Raw genomic sequence first — 12,862 nt, 5'->3', positions numbered from 1 at the left:
CCCGGAGGCGGACATGAAATATTTCTCGTTGATCTGGTCGGCGCTGTTCCGCAGCAAGACGCGGACGCTGCTGACACTGCTGTCGGTGGTCGCGGCGTTCCTGCTGTTCGGCCTGCTGGATTCGGTGCGCGTGGCGTTCAACTCCGGCGGCAGCGTCGCCGGCGCGGATCGCCTGGTGGTGGCCTCGCGCCTGTCGATCACGCAGATGCTGCCGTACAGCCTGCTGACGCGCATCGAATCCACGCCCGGCGTGAAGAAGGCCACGTACGCGGCCTGGTTCGGCGGCATCTACAAGGACCCGAAGAACTTCTTCCCCAATTTCTCCGTCGGCCCGGGCTACCTGGACATGTACCCGGAGTACATCGTCGATCCCGCGCAGGTGAAGGCCTGGGAGGCCGACCGCACCGGCGCCATCGTCGGCGAGAACCTGGCCAAGCGTTTCGGCTGGAAGGTCGGCGACACCATCCCGCTGCAGGCGACGATCTTCCCGCAGAAGGACGGCAGCAATGCCTGGCCGCTGACGCTGCGCGGCACGTTCAAGCTGGCCGATTCCAAGCGCAAGGGCGAGGAGAACCAGTTGATCTTCCACTGGAAGTACTTCGATGAAGCCAACCAGTACGTCAACGGCCAGGTCGGCTGGTACATGGTGAAGCTGGACAACGTGAACCACGCCACCCGCGTGGCGAAGGCCATCGACGCGATCTCGGAGAATTCGGCGCACGAGACCAAGACCCAGACCGAGCAGGCGTTCAACCAGTCCTTCGCCAAGCAGTTCGCCGACATCGGCCTGATCGTCACCGCGATCATGGCGGCGGTGTTCTTCACCCTGCTGCTGCTGACCGGCAACACCATGGCGCAGGCGGTGCGCGAGCGCGTCCCGGAACTGGCGGTACTGAAGACGCTGGGCTTCACCAACGGCACCGTGCTGGTGCTGGTGCTGGTGGAGTCGGTGCTGCTGATCGTGCTGGGCGGCGTGCTGGGCATGGGCCTGGCGTCGGTGATGATTCCGGTGGTCAGCGGCGCCAGCAACGGCATGATCGCCCTGCCCACCATTCCCGCACAGACCTGGGCGTTGGGGCTGTCGCTGATGGTCGCCATCGGCCTGATCGTCGGCGCGCTGCCAGCGACGCGGGCGATGCGCCTGAAGATCGTCGACGCCCTGGCCGGCCGCTGAGAGGAGACACGATATGAAAAAGCAATGGTTGGGCAATCTCATCTCCATCGTGCTGCTGGTCGTGGGTCTGGTGGCCTGGATCATGTCGCCGTGGTTCGTCGTCGCCGGCCTGGCGGTGCTGCTGGCGCTGTGGCTGTTCCTCACCCGCAGTGGCCGGCTGTCGCTGGAAGCGGCCAGGATCGGCATCGCCAGCCTGCCGCAGCGCTGGGGCGCCTCGTCGGTGATCGTGGTCGGCATCGCCGGCGTGGTCGGCGTGCTGGTGGCGATGCTGGCGATGGGCGAAGGCTTTTCGGCCACGCTCAAGCAGACCGGCAGCGACGACACCGCCATCGTGCTGCGTGGCGGTTCGCAGGCGGAGACCAATTCGGTCATCACCCGCGACCAGGTGCCGCTGATCTCGACGCTGGCCGGCATCGCCAAGGACAAGGACGGCCGCGCCCTGCTCTCGCCGGAACTGTCGCAGATCGTCAACCTGCCGACCGCCGGCAGCGGCGAAGACGCCAATGCGCAGTTCCGCGGCGTCAGCGGGGCGGCGTGGGCGATCCGTCCGCACATCAAACTGATCGAAGGCCGCAAGTTCAACATCGGTGTGCGCGAGATCGTGGTCGGCCAGGGTGCCAAGGGCCAGTACCGCGGTCTGGAGATCGGCAAGACACTGCGCCTGGGCAACCAGGACTGGACCGTGGTCGGCGTGTTCGCCGCCGGCGACGCGCACGACTCGGAACTGTGGACCGACATCGATACGCTGTCGTCGGCCTATGACCGCCGCGCGTACCAGTCGGTCACCGTGCGCACGGCCGGCAAGCCGGGGTTCGAGCAGTTCAAGACGGCGATGGAGAACGACCCGCGCCTGAAGCTGGACGTGCTGACCACGCGCGACTACTACACCAAGCAGTCCACCGGCCTCACCACGCTGATCAAGGTGCTGGGCACGGTGATCGGCGCCATCATGGCCATCGGCGCGGTGTTCGGTGCGCTCAACACCATGTACGCCGCCGTCGCCGGCCGTGCGCGCGAGATCGCCACCATGCGTGCGATCGGCTTCCGCGGCCTGCCGGTGGTGATGGCGGTGATGCTGGAGACCATGCTGCTGGCCTTGCTGGGCGGCCTGCTGGGCGGCCTGATCGCCTGGGTGGTGTTCAACGGCTACAGCGTGGCCACGCTGGGCAGCAACTTCAGCCAGGTGGTGTTCCAGTTCAAGGTCACGCCCGGACTGTTGTGGAGCGGATTGAAGTGGGCCCTCGGCATCGGCCTGGTCGGCGGCCTGTTCCCGGCCCTGCGTGCGGCGCGCCTGCCGATCACCCAGGCCCTGCGCGCGATCTGAAGGCCTTCACGACGGGCGCCGGCCATGCCGGCGCCCTTCATTCGTCAGGGTGGATCCAGCCACCCCTTCGCCACCGCGACGGCGATGTCTTCCGGCGTGTCGATGTCGACACCGAGATCCGGCGCATCGCAGGCGATGACGCCGGCACCAGCGGCATTCAGCACATCGCGCAGACCGCGATCTCCCTGTAAGTCCCGTGCGGCGCGCAGCATCGTCGGCGCCACGACAGCAGGCACCCCCACGCGATCGCCGAAACGCGTGGCGGCACAATCCGATGGCGCATGGCGCGCGGCTTCCAACAGTGCCTGGAGATGCGTGACCTGGAGCGCCGGCTGGTCGCACGTCAGCAGCAGCGTCGCGTAATCATGCGCAGCGAGCGCATCCACGGCGACGCGCACGCTTCCCGCCAAGCCCTCGTTCCATCGCGGGTTGCCCAGGCACTCGACCGGCAGGTCGCGCACCGCAGCCACGACGTCGTCCGCCTGCGCACCGACGATCACCCGCACGCGTGCGGCGCCAGTTGCCAACGCCAGCCGCGCGGCACGGTGCACCAGCGTCTCGCCGTCGCGCGTCAGCAATTGCTTCGGCCGGCCCAGGCGCGTGCTGCCCCCCGCCGCCAGTACCACCGCGACATGCGGCACGGTCATGGCGTTTCGCCGTGCCGCCAGGCCTGCAACTGGGCGGCGATGCTCAGCGCGATGGCCTCGGGGCCTTGCCCGCCCAACCTGAGCCCCACGGGCGAGCGCAGGCGCGGCACCAGCAGCGCATGCGTCGGCGCTGGCAGTACGCGCAACAGGTCCTCGCGGCGACGCACCGGCCCCAGCAGGCCGATGAACGGGATGCGGGTATGCGCCAGCGCCTCCAGCGCCTCGCGGTCGTGTTCGAAGTGGTGGTGCATGACCAGGGCGGCATCGGGCGCGGGCTGCAGTGCGCGCAGCGCCTCGTCTGGCGCCTGCATCAGCCACGCGTCGGCGATGTCGGTATCCGGAATCCAACGCGCGCGCCGCTCCACCACGCTGACATGCCAGCCCAGCGTGCGCAGCCCCTGCACCAGCGACGGGGTTTCCGGTCCCGCACCGAAGATCGCCACGCGCGCGGGAGGTGGCACGCTGACATCGCCGGCCAGACTGACCGTCGGTGCCTCGGCATGGCGCGCCAGCGTCCAGTGCAGGCTCACCTCGCCCACCCGCACGTGTACGTCGCCATCGGCCGACAAGCTCAACGTCAGCGCGCCGCGGCCCGCCCACCACGCCTGCACGGCCGTTGCCCAGCCGGGCATGCGATCCAGCGGCAGCAGCACCAGCCGCAGACCGCCGCGACACCCGACAGCGGAGCCGGCGAACAGGTCCTCATCGTCACGGGTGTCGATCTCCATCGCACCCGCGGCACCCACGGCGGCGGCATGCCGCGCACGCCTGGCGATCTCCGGCTCCAGGCAGCCGCCGCTCAGCCAACCCACCTGCGTCTGGTCCGGACCGAACAGCGCCATGGCCCCCGCACGGACATACGTCGAACCTTCGGTGGCCATGACGACGGCCAGTGCACGGCCATCGGTGTCCTCACCGGCGTGGGCGGACGCGAGCAGCACATGAGCGGATGCGGTCATGGCACCACGATGGCGCAAGCCGCGGGGCGAAGGCAACGCCCGGCGCGCCCGTCGGGGCATCGGGCAAGCATCCTGCAGGATCGTGCAAACATCGACCCATACCTTCACTGGCATGCAACGCGGGCGCGGAGTATCGTCGCCCGGTCCCACGCCGACGCCAGGAGACGCCATGAAGTTGAACGTCAACGGGGCCGAGCGCGAAGTCGACGCGCCGGACGACATGCCGCTGCTCTGGGTCCTGCGCGACCTGATGGGCCTGACCGGCACCAAGTTCGGCTGCGGCATCGCCCAGTGTGGCGCCTGCACGGTGCATGTCGACGGCGCCCCCTTGCGCGCCTGCGTCACGCCCGCGTCGGCCGTCGCCGGCAAGAAGATCACCACCATCGAAGGCCTGTCGGCCGACGGCTCGCATCCGGTGCAGAAAGCCTGGGCGGAACTGGACGTGGTCCAGTGCGGCTACTGCCAGTCCGGCCAGATCATGTCGGCCGCGGCGTTGCTGGCGAAGGTGCCTGCACCGACCGACACCGACATCGACCAGGCGCTGTCCGGCAACCTGTGCCGCTGCGGCACGTACCAGCGCATCCGCGCCGCGGTGCATCGCGCGGCCGACATCGGCAAGGCGTGAACCGGTGCGGCGACGCGGGTCGCCGCCTTCCCCCTCGTTCGACGGAGGCTGTTCCGTGAACCTCGAAACTTCTTCCCCGCGCCGCGACTTCCTGCGCGCCACCGCACTGGCCGGTGGCGGCCTGGTGATCGGCTTCCTCGTGCCCGGCGCGCGCCGCTTCGCCTTGGCCCAGGAGGCCACGGCGGCGCCCACGACCTTCGTGCCGAACGCGTTCCTCAGCATCGCGGCGGACGACACCATCACCGTGCAGCTCGCGCATGCCGAGATGGGCCAGGGCATCTGGACCACGCTGCCGATGCTGATCGCCGAAGAACTGGATGCCGACTGGTCGAAGATCCGCGTCGAACACGGTGCGGCGGACAAGGCCTACACCAGTCCGGTGTTCGGCATGCAGGGCACCGGCGGCTCGACCACCACCTGGTCCGAGTTCGACCGCTACCGGCAAGCCGGTGCGACCGCGCGGGCGATGCTGCTGCAGGCGGCGGCCGCGCGGCTGAAGGTTCCCGTGGATCAATTGCGCACCGAGAACGGTGCGGTGGTGTCCGGCACCACGCGCCTGCGCTACGGCGAACTCGCCAACGACGCCGGCCAGCAGACCCCGCCAGCACTCGATACGCTAAAGCTGCGCGACCCGAAGGACTGGAAGCTGATCGGCAAGCCGACCAAGCGGCTGGATACGCCGGAGAAGATCACCGGCAAGGCCAGGTTCGGCATGGACGTGCAGTTCGAAGGCCTGCTCACCGCGGTCGTGATGCGTTCGCCGGTGTTCGGCGGTACGGTCAAATCCTTCGACGCCACCAAGGCGCGCGCCGTGGCCGGCGTTCGCAACGTGGTGCAGGTGCCCAGCGGCGTGGCGGTGATCGCGGATCACTACTGGGCGGCCAAGCTCGGTCGCGACGCGCTGCAGGTGGTGTGGGAAGCGGGCGACGGCGCCAAGCTGGACAGCACCGCGCTGCGGCAGCAGTTCTCGCAGCTGGCCACCGAAGAGGGACCGACCGCAGTGCGCGCCGGTGACGTGACGACCGCACTCGGCAAGGCCGCCAAGACCGTCGAGGCCGAGTACGCGGTGCCCTACCTCGCCCATGCGGCGATGGAGCCGCTGAACTGCACGGTGCAGATCGGCGACGGCGAGTGCGACATCTGGTGCGGCACGCAGTTCCCCACCCTGGACCAGAACAGCGCCGCGCGCATCCTCGGCATTCCGCCGGAGAAGATCCGCATCCACACGCCGTTCCTCGGGGGGGGGTTCGGTCGGCGCGCCACGCCGTCGTCGGACGTGGTCTCCGAAGCGGTCGAGGTCGCCAAGGCCGCCAAGGCGCCGGTCAAAACGGTATGGACGCGCGAGGACGACACCCGTGGCGGGTACTACCGCTCGGCGTTCGTCGAGAGGGTCAAGGTCGGCCTGGGCGAGGACGGCCTGCCGATGGCCTGGCATCAGGTGATGGTGGGCCAGTCGATCATGGCCGGCACCTTCATGGAAGCGATGATGGTCAAGGACGGCATCGACGCCACCTCGACCGAGGGCGTGGCCAATTCGCCGTACGTCCTGGGCACGCCGGCGCACCGCGTGGACCTGCATTCGCCGAAGACCAGCATCCCCGTGTTGTGGTGGCGCTCGGTGGGTCACAGCGTCAACGGCTTCGTGATGGAAGGTTTCGTCGACGAACTGGCGCACGCGGCGGGCCAGGACCCGGTGGAGTACCGGCGCAGACTGCTGAAGGACCATCCGCGCCATCTCGCGGCGCTGAACCTGGCCGCCGAGAAGTTCGGCTGGGGCACGCCGCCGGCGCAGGGCCGCGGCCACGGCATCGCCGTGCACGAATCGTTCGGCAGTTACGTGGCGCAGGCCGCGGAAGTGTCGATCGAGGAGGGAAGGATCCGCGTGCACCGCGTGGTGTGCGCCATCGATTGCGGCGTGGCCGTCAATCCGGCGGGCGTACAGGCGCAGATGGAGTCCGGCATCGTGTACGGCCTGAGCGCCGCACTGCATTCGACGCTCACCCTCCGCGAAGGCCAGGTGCAGGAATCCAATTTCCACGACTACCCGGTGTTGCGGATGAACGAGATGCCGAAGGTGGAGGTGCACATCGTGCCCAGCACCGAGCGCATGGGCGGCGTGGGCGAACCCGGCACGCCGCCGATCGCGCCCGCGGTGGCTAACGCGGTATTCGCCCTGACCGGCCAGCGCCTGCGCGAACTGCCGCTGCGTCTGCCGACGTCCATCTCTTCGACGCCGACCGCCTGAGGCCCGCCATGCGCATCCTGATGATGTCCCTGACCGTGCTCCTGCTGGTGGCGTGCAAGCCGCGCATCAGCGAGGAACAGAAAGCCCAGGCGCTGACCGCGTTCGCCACGGTGGAGCAGGTGTTCCAGCATCCGCGTTGCAGCAACTGCCACATTCCGGGCGACGCGCCGCTGCAGTTCGATGCGCAGGCGCCGCATGCGATGAACGTGGTGCGTGGCCCGGACGGCAAGGGCGCGCCCGGCCTGCCCTGCTCCACCTGCCATGGCGAACAGAATTCGCCGGCCAGCTACGGCCCGCACGCACCACCGGGCGCACCGCACTGGCAGCTGCCGCCCCCCGACCAGAAGATGGCGTGGATCGGCCTGCCCGCGGACCAGCTGTGCGCGATGATCCAGGACAAGGACCGCAACGGCGGCCGCGACTTCGATGCGCTGCTCAAGCACGTGGCCGAAGACAAGCTGGTGCTGTGGGGCTGGAACCCCGGTGGCGAACGCGCACCGGTGCCGGTGCCGCACGACCGGTTCGTCGCCGCGTTCAAGACGTGGGCGGAGGCAGGCGGCCCTTGCCCCTCACCTGACGCCACCGCGGCGGGCGGCGCCGCGCGCTGAGCCTTATTTGCCTGCGGACGCCGCGACCAGCACGTCGCGGCGCCGTGCGCGCCACAGGCCGTCGCTGGCGAAGATCACCAGGCCGGCCCAGATGGCGGCAAAGCCGACCGCGCGCGTGGCATCGAAGGCTTCCTTGAACACCAGTACGCCAATCAGCAGCTGCAGGCTGGGCGCGACGTACTGCAGCAGGCCCACCACGGACAGCGGGATACGGCGCACCCCGTAGGCGAAGCCGATCAGCGGCACCGCACTGACCACGCCGCCGAGGACCAGCAGCAGGTCGTCGCGCCAGCCATAGCCGTCGATGAAACCGCCGCCATGGCCGAATTCGCCCCACACGACATAGGCCAGGCCGGGCACGAACAGGTACAGGCTTTCCACCCCCAACCCGGCGACGGCATCCACCGCCACGGTCTTGCGCACCAGGCCGTACAGGCCGAACGAGAACGCCAGGCCCAGCGCGATCCACGGCGGCGACCCGGCCTGCACCGTCAGCCAGGCCACCCCCACCAGCGCGAACGCGACCGCGATCCATTGCGCGCGCGACAGGCGCTCGCGCAGCACCAGCACTCCCAACACCACGTTGATCAGCGGATTGATGAAGTAGCCCAGGCTGGTCTCCACCACATGGCCCGCGTTCACCGCCCAGATGTACAAGCCCCAGTTGAACGCGATCAGCAGGCTGCTGACGCCCAGCAGCGGCACCGCGCGCGGCTGCGCGCGGACCTGCCGCCACCAGCCCAGGCCGTGCTTCAGCAGCAGCCAGCCCAGCACCAGCACCGCACTCCACACGATGCGGTGGGCGATGATCTGGAACGACGGCACCGCCTTGAGAAGGTGCCAGTACAGCGGCACCACGCCCCAGATCAGGAACGTGCCGACGGTGATCGCCAGCCCTTTGCGGTCGAGCGGTGGATGGGTCATTTCGACTGCCGCGCGCGCGCCAGCGTGATCACCACCACACCGGCCAGGATCACCGCCATGGCGCCCAGGTCGTGCGCGGTGAAGGTTTCGCCGGCGATGAAAGCGCCCAGCGCCACCGCGATGACCGGGTTGACGTAGGCATAGCTGCCGACCAGCACCGGACGCGCGTGATGCAGCAGCCACACGTACGCCGTGAACGCGACGATGGAGCCGAACACCGCCAGATAGGCGACGGCCAGCGCGCCGTCCAGCGTCCAGCCCGTCACATCGAAGCGTTCGCCATGCAGCAGGCCCGCGCCGACCAGCATCACGCCCGCCGCCAGCATCTGCGCCGCGGCCGTCATGAACGGCGAAGGCAGGTCGCGCCCGCGCGACCACACCGAACCGTAGGCCCAGGCGATCGGCGCGATCAGCAACAGCACCAGCCCCACCGGCGAACCGGTCAGCGAGCTGCCCGCATTGAGCCAGACCACACCCGCGAAGCCGACGACGATGCCCAGCCATTCGCCGCGCGTCGGGTGCTGTCCGCGCATGGCGCCGAACAGGCCCATCCACAACGGCATCGACGCCACCGCGACCGCGGCGAGCCCCGACGACACCGTCTGCTCGGCCAGCACCACCATGCCGTTGCCCATCAGCAGCAGCAATGCGCCCATCACCAGCAGGTTCTTCCACTGCGCGCGCGTGGGCGCGGCGACGCCGCGCCAGCGCAGGAACAGGAACATCACCAGGCCCGCCGCGACGAAACGGCTGCCCGACACCATCAGCAGCGGCGGGAATCCCCCTTCCAACGCGAAGCGGATGCCGAGATAGGTCGAGCCCCAGACCACGTACACGATGGCCAGGGCGGCAGCGACGGCAAGACCGCCACGCGCGGGCGCGGCGGCGGAAACAGAAGAACTCATGGGGGAAACCGTGGGGGAATGCGGTGTGAGGCAATTCTAGGCCAGACGCAGACCGGCGGCATGGCGATCCTGCCCTCGACCGTTTGAAACCTTTTCCGTCCGGCTTGAAAAGCGTTCAAGTCTTTCGCCGCGGGTACTTTGGTTGACGGGAGCGGTGCCCAGCGCCGCCAGGAGGCTCCCGCCTGCGCGCGGTCTTCCCGATCGCGCATTTCGACCTCCGGCCCCATCACGACCGACATCGTTGCCGCCGCGAAGGTAGCGGGTCAGCCGCGCTCGCGCGCGAGCAACTGCTGCTTGCGCGGCAATCCCCACCGGTAGCCGCCGAGCGAGCCATCGCCGCGGATCACGCGGTGGCAAGGCACCACCACGGCGATGCGGTTGTGCGCGCAGGCGCTGGCCACCGCGCGCGCGGCGCGCGGGGCGCCCAGCTGGCGCGCCAGGCCGGCATAGCTCACCGTCTCGCCCTCGGGCACTTTCATCAGCGCATCCCACACGCGCTGCTGGAAACCGGTCCCCAGCAGGTCGACCGGCACGTCCGCCTCACGACCGGCGAGGCGCTCGGCGACAGCCTGCAGGCGCGGAGCAAGGAAATCGTCACGGCCGGCTTCCACGCGTTCGAGCTGCGCATGCGGGAACTCATCGCGCAGTCGCCGCTCCAGTGCGGCATCGTCGTCGCCCAGTTCCACCGCGCAGATGCCGCGCTCGGTGGCGGCCACCAGCGTGCGGCCGAGCACGGTATCGACCAGCGTCCATCGGATCGCCACGCCGCGGCCACCGGCACGGTAGGTGGCCGGTGTCATGCCGAGTTTCGCCGCTCCCTGCTCGTACAGCCGCGAGGGCGAACCGTAGCCGGCATCGTAGAGCGCAGTGGTGACGTCGCGCCCCTCGCGCAGGGCCGCCTTCAGCGTGCCCAGCTTCTTCCTGGCCAGGTACTCGGCGGGACTCAGGCCGAAGCGCGCGCGGAAACGCCGCTGCAGATGCGAGGCACTGAGACCGGTGTGCGAAGCCAGGTCCGCCAAAGACGGCTCGCCCTCGTCGAGCAGGCGGCGCGCCCGTTCCAGCGGATCGGCAGCGACGGGGGTGGCGGACGGGGTGGGAAGGGATCGGCGCGGCATGGTGTCCATGCGCCCAGACTAGGGCGCGCGCGACGGTGGGACTATCCGGATCTTGCGCTTGTAACGAGCAGTGAGTGCGGAGGCGTGAGGAGCGAACAGGAGCGCGTGCCTACGCTCACTCCTCACTCCTCATCGCTCACCACTGCCTCATTCCGCCCAGCGACCGGGACCGGGCGAATCCGGCAGCACCTGCGCGGACAGCTTGCGGTCCTGACCCAGGATTTCGATGGCATCGCCCAGGATCGCCGCCGATTCGCGCAGCAGCGGATCCGGACGCTTGTCGGCCAGTTTCTCGCGCTGCGCGTCCTTCACGATGTCGCGCTCGGAAGCGCCCAGGCCGTCATCGGCCAGGTCCTCGGCCAGCGGGTCCAGCGCCAGCCCCAGCGCCTTGCGCTCGGCCTGGCGCTGCTTGCGCTGCGTCTCCTGGCGGTCGCGCTCCGCGCGGCGTTCGGCCTCGTTGAGCGAGACGTACTTCTTGGCGGCCTCGGCGCGGAACTGGGCCACGTCTTCCGACCACCACTGGAACTCCTTGTCCTTCGCCGAGCGCGCGGCGTGCAGCGCCTGCAGACGCGGCAACAGCGGTGCGAAGTTGCCGTACTGCAGGTGCGGCACGGCGGCGATGCGCGTCCACGGCAAGGCGTTGTCGTAGGTGCTTTCGCCGTACTCGCTGGCGTCCACGCTCACCGGGAACGCGATGTCGGGCACCACGCCCTTGTGCTGCGTGCTGCCGCCGGCCACGCGGAAGAACTGCGCGATGGTCAGCTTCACCGAGCCGAAGCGCGGGGCCTCGTTGGCGGGCCAGCGGTCCAGGTCCACCATGTTCTGCACGGTGCCCTTGCCGAAGCTGGTCTCGCCGATCACCAGGCCGCGTCCGTAATCCTGGATGGCGCCGGCGAAGATCTCCGATGCAGAGGCCGATCCGCGGTTGATCAGCACGGCGAGCGGACCATCCCACGCCACGCCCGTCTTGCGGTCGCTGTTGACGGTGACGCGACCGCCGGATTCGCGTACCTGCACCACCGGGCCCTTGTCGATGAACAGGCCGGTCAGTTCCACCGCCTCGTCCAGCGAGCCGCCGCCGTTGTTGCGCAGGTCCATCACCACGCCGTCCACGCCCTGCGCCTTGAACTGCGCGAGCAGCTTGGCGATGTCGCGCGTGGCCGAGTTGAAATCGTTCGGGTTGCGGCGACGGCCCTCGAAGTCCTGATAGAAAGCGGGCAGCTTGATCACGCCGATGCGCCGTGCGGGCTCGCCCGCGCTGGCGGGCAGCGTGATGGTCTCGGCCTTGGCCGCCTGCTCTTCCAGCTTGACTTTCTGCCGGGTGATGGTGACCTGCGCGTGCTTGCCATCGATGCCGGCTTCCACCGGGATGTATTCGATGCGGACCTGGGTGTCCTTCTTGCCGCGGATCTGCGCCACCACATCGTCGATGCGCCAGCCGATCACATCGGTCATCGGCCCGGACTTGCCCTGCCCCACCGCCACGATGCGGTCGCCGACCTTCAGCTTGCCGCTCAGGTCGGCCGGGCCGCCGGGCACGATCTCGCGGATCGCGACCAGATCGTCCTGACGCTGCAGTACGGCGCCAATGCCTTCCAGCGACAGCGACATCGACTGGTTGAAGTTCTCGGCCGTGCGCGGCGTGAAGTAATCCGTATGCGGATCGATCGCGCTGGTATAGGCGTTGAGGAAGGTCTGGAAGACATCCTCGGTCTTGAGCTCGTTGATGCTGCGCTGGAGGTTGGCGTAGCGCTTGTCCAGCGTCTTGCGGATGTCGTCGGCCTTCTTGCCGGCCAGCTTCAGGCGTAGCCAGTCGTTCATCACCGACTTCTTCCAGAGGGCATCCAGTTCCTTGCCGTCGGCCGCCCACGGCGCATCCTCACGGTCGTATTCCCAACGCTGGCTACCGGTGAAGTCGAAGTCCTGCTTCAGCAGCGCGCGCGCGTACGCCACGCGCTGACCCACGCGCTGCTTGTACACGGCGAAGATCTCGTAGGCCGGCGCCAGGTCGCCGCTGCGGATCGCGTCGTCCATCTTCGTCCTGTACGGGGCGAAGCGCGCCACGTCGGCGGCGGTGAAGAACTGCTTGCCGCCATCCAGCGCCTCGAAATAGCGCTTGAAGACCTCCTGCGACAGGGCGTCGTCCAGCGGGCGCGGCCGGTAGGCATAGCGGCTGTCCGACAGCAGGCCGTACACCAGCTTCGAGGTGTTGGACTGGTCCGCGTTGGGCGCCACCGCAACCGCATCGCCGTCGCCGCGCGCCAACAGCGCCAGCGGGGTCGACAGGGCCAGGGCCAGCAGCAGGAAGGGGGCTTTCTTCAGTGTCATTGCGTACT

The 12,862-nt window shown here is 69.0% G+C and carries 11 protein-coding genes; 5 read left to right on the top strand and 6 right to left on the bottom strand.

Going from position 1 to position 12,862, the window contains the following annotated elements; translation table 11 throughout:
• The first annotated feature begins 13 nt into the window (after positions 1-13).
• Both V8246_RS07535 and V8246_RS07530 read left to right on the top strand, forming a co-directional pair.
• Positions 14-1,174: an FtsX-like permease family protein gene (locus V8246_RS07535; RefSeq protein ID WP_336188619.1), complete on the top strand. Its 1,161-nt coding sequence runs from the start codon at positions 14-16 to the stop codon at positions 1,172-1,174.
• A 13-nt stretch (positions 1,175-1,187) separates the two neighbouring features.
• Positions 1,188-2,498, top strand: coding sequence for an ABC transporter permease (locus tag V8246_RS07530; protein WP_336188618.1), 1,311 nt, complete (start codon positions 1,188-1,190; stop codon positions 2,496-2,498).
• A 44-nt stretch (positions 2,499-2,542) separates the two neighbouring features.
• Here the strand turns inward: V8246_RS07530 and V8246_RS07525 are convergent, their stop codons facing one another.
• Both V8246_RS07525 and V8246_RS07520 read right to left on the bottom strand, forming a co-directional pair.
• Positions 2,543-3,145, bottom strand: coding sequence for a nucleotidyltransferase family protein (locus tag V8246_RS07525; protein WP_336188617.1), 603 nt, complete (start codon positions 3,143-3,145; stop codon positions 2,543-2,545).
• Complete coding sequence (locus tag V8246_RS07520) at positions 3,142-4,104, bottom strand: XdhC family protein (RefSeq protein ID WP_336188616.1); 963 nt, start codon at positions 4,102-4,104, stop codon at positions 3,142-3,144. The genes V8246_RS07525 and V8246_RS07520 overlap by 4 nt, the downstream gene beginning before the upstream one ends.
• Before the next feature lie 169 nt (positions 4,105-4,273).
• On the opposite strand from V8246_RS07520, the gene V8246_RS07515 reads away from it, so the two are divergent.
• From V8246_RS07515 to V8246_RS07505, 3 genes are read left to right on the top strand one after another with little or no spacing between them, the layout of a single operon-like run.
• Complete coding sequence (locus V8246_RS07515; RefSeq protein WP_336188615.1) at positions 4,274-4,729, top strand: (2Fe-2S)-binding protein; 456 nt, start codon at positions 4,274-4,276, stop codon at positions 4,727-4,729.
• Between the two features lie 55 nt (positions 4,730-4,784).
• Positions 4,785-6,974: a xanthine dehydrogenase family protein molybdopterin-binding subunit gene (locus V8246_RS07510; RefSeq protein WP_336188614.1), complete on the top strand. Its 2,190-nt coding sequence runs from the start codon at positions 4,785-4,787 to the stop codon at positions 6,972-6,974.
• Positions 6,975-6,994: 20 nt separating this feature from the next.
• Entirely contained in the window at positions 6,995-7,582 is a 588-nt protein-coding gene (locus V8246_RS07505; protein ID WP_336188613.1) for a hypothetical protein, read from the top strand.
• Positions 7,583-7,585: 3 nt separating this feature from the next.
• On the opposite strand, the gene rarD is transcribed toward V8246_RS07505, so the two are convergent.
• The 4 genes from rarD to V8246_RS07485 form a co-directional block, all read right to left on the bottom strand.
• Positions 7,586-8,506 carry an EamA family transporter RarD gene (gene rarD / locus V8246_RS07500; RefSeq protein WP_336188612.1) on the bottom strand — a complete coding sequence of 307 codons (921 nt, stop codon included), beginning with the start codon at positions 8,504-8,506 and terminating at the stop codon, positions 7,586-7,588.
• Complete coding sequence (gene yedA / locus V8246_RS07495; RefSeq protein ID WP_336188611.1) at positions 8,503-9,411, bottom strand: drug/metabolite exporter YedA; 909 nt, start codon at positions 9,409-9,411, stop codon at positions 8,503-8,505. Before yedA ends, rarD begins: the two co-directional genes overlap by 4 nt.
• Positions 9,412-9,674: 263 nt before the next feature.
• Positions 9,675-10,526, bottom strand: coding sequence for a methylated-DNA--[protein]-cysteine S-methyltransferase (locus V8246_RS07490; RefSeq protein WP_336188610.1), 852 nt, complete (start codon positions 10,524-10,526; stop codon positions 9,675-9,677).
• Positions 10,527-10,673: 147 nt separating this feature from the next.
• Positions 10,674-12,854, bottom strand: a complete 2,181-nt coding sequence (locus V8246_RS07485; RefSeq protein WP_336188609.1) for a carboxy terminal-processing peptidase — start codon at positions 12,852-12,854, stop codon at positions 10,674-10,676.
• Positions 12,855-12,862: the final 8 nt, after the last annotated feature.

The sequence above is a fragment of the Pseudoxanthomonas sp. F11 genome (genome assembly GCF_037046485.1).
In the GTDB taxonomy this organism is placed as follows: Bacteria; Pseudomonadota; Gammaproteobacteria; order Xanthomonadales; family Xanthomonadaceae; genus Pseudoxanthomonas_A.
The sequence above is the reverse complement of the archived record's forward strand: the minus strand, read 5'-3'. Positions and strand labels throughout refer to the sequence as shown.

Excerpts from the sequence above, each read along its gene's own strand:
- V8246_RS07505 (WP_336188613.1), top strand. The coding sequence starts at position 6,995 with ATGATGTCCCTGACCGTGCTCCTGCTGGTGGCGTGCAAGCCGCGCATC.
- rarD (WP_336188612.1), bottom strand. The coding sequence starts at position 8,506 with ATGACCCATCCACCGCTCGACCGCAAAGGGCTGGCGATCACCGTCGGC.
- V8246_RS07530 (WP_336188618.1), top strand. The coding sequence starts at position 1,188 with ATGAAAAAGCAATGGTTGGGCAATCTCATCTCCATCGTGCTGCTGGTC.
- V8246_RS07485 (WP_336188609.1), bottom strand. The coding sequence starts at position 12,854 with ATGACACTGAAGAAAGCCCCCTTCCTGCTGCTGGCCCTGGCCCTGTCG.
- V8246_RS07515 (WP_336188615.1), top strand. The coding sequence starts at position 4,274 with ATGAAGTTGAACGTCAACGGGGCCGAGCGCGAAGTCGACGCGCCGGAC.
- yedA (WP_336188611.1), bottom strand. The coding sequence starts at position 9,411 with ATGAGTTCTTCTGTTTCCGCCGCCGCGCCCGCGCGTGGCGGTCTTGCC.
- V8246_RS07525 (WP_336188617.1), bottom strand. The coding sequence starts at position 3,145 with ATGACCGTGCCGCATGTCGCGGTGGTACTGGCGGCGGGGGGCAGCACG.
- V8246_RS07520 (WP_336188616.1), bottom strand. The coding sequence starts at position 4,104 with ATGACCGCATCCGCTCATGTGCTGCTCGCGTCCGCCCACGCCGGTGAG.
- V8246_RS07535 (WP_336188619.1), top strand. The coding sequence starts at position 14 with ATGAAATATTTCTCGTTGATCTGGTCGGCGCTGTTCCGCAGCAAGACG.
- V8246_RS07490 (WP_336188610.1), bottom strand. The coding sequence starts at position 10,526 with ATGCCGCGCCGATCCCTTCCCACCCCGTCCGCCACCCCCGTCGCTGCC.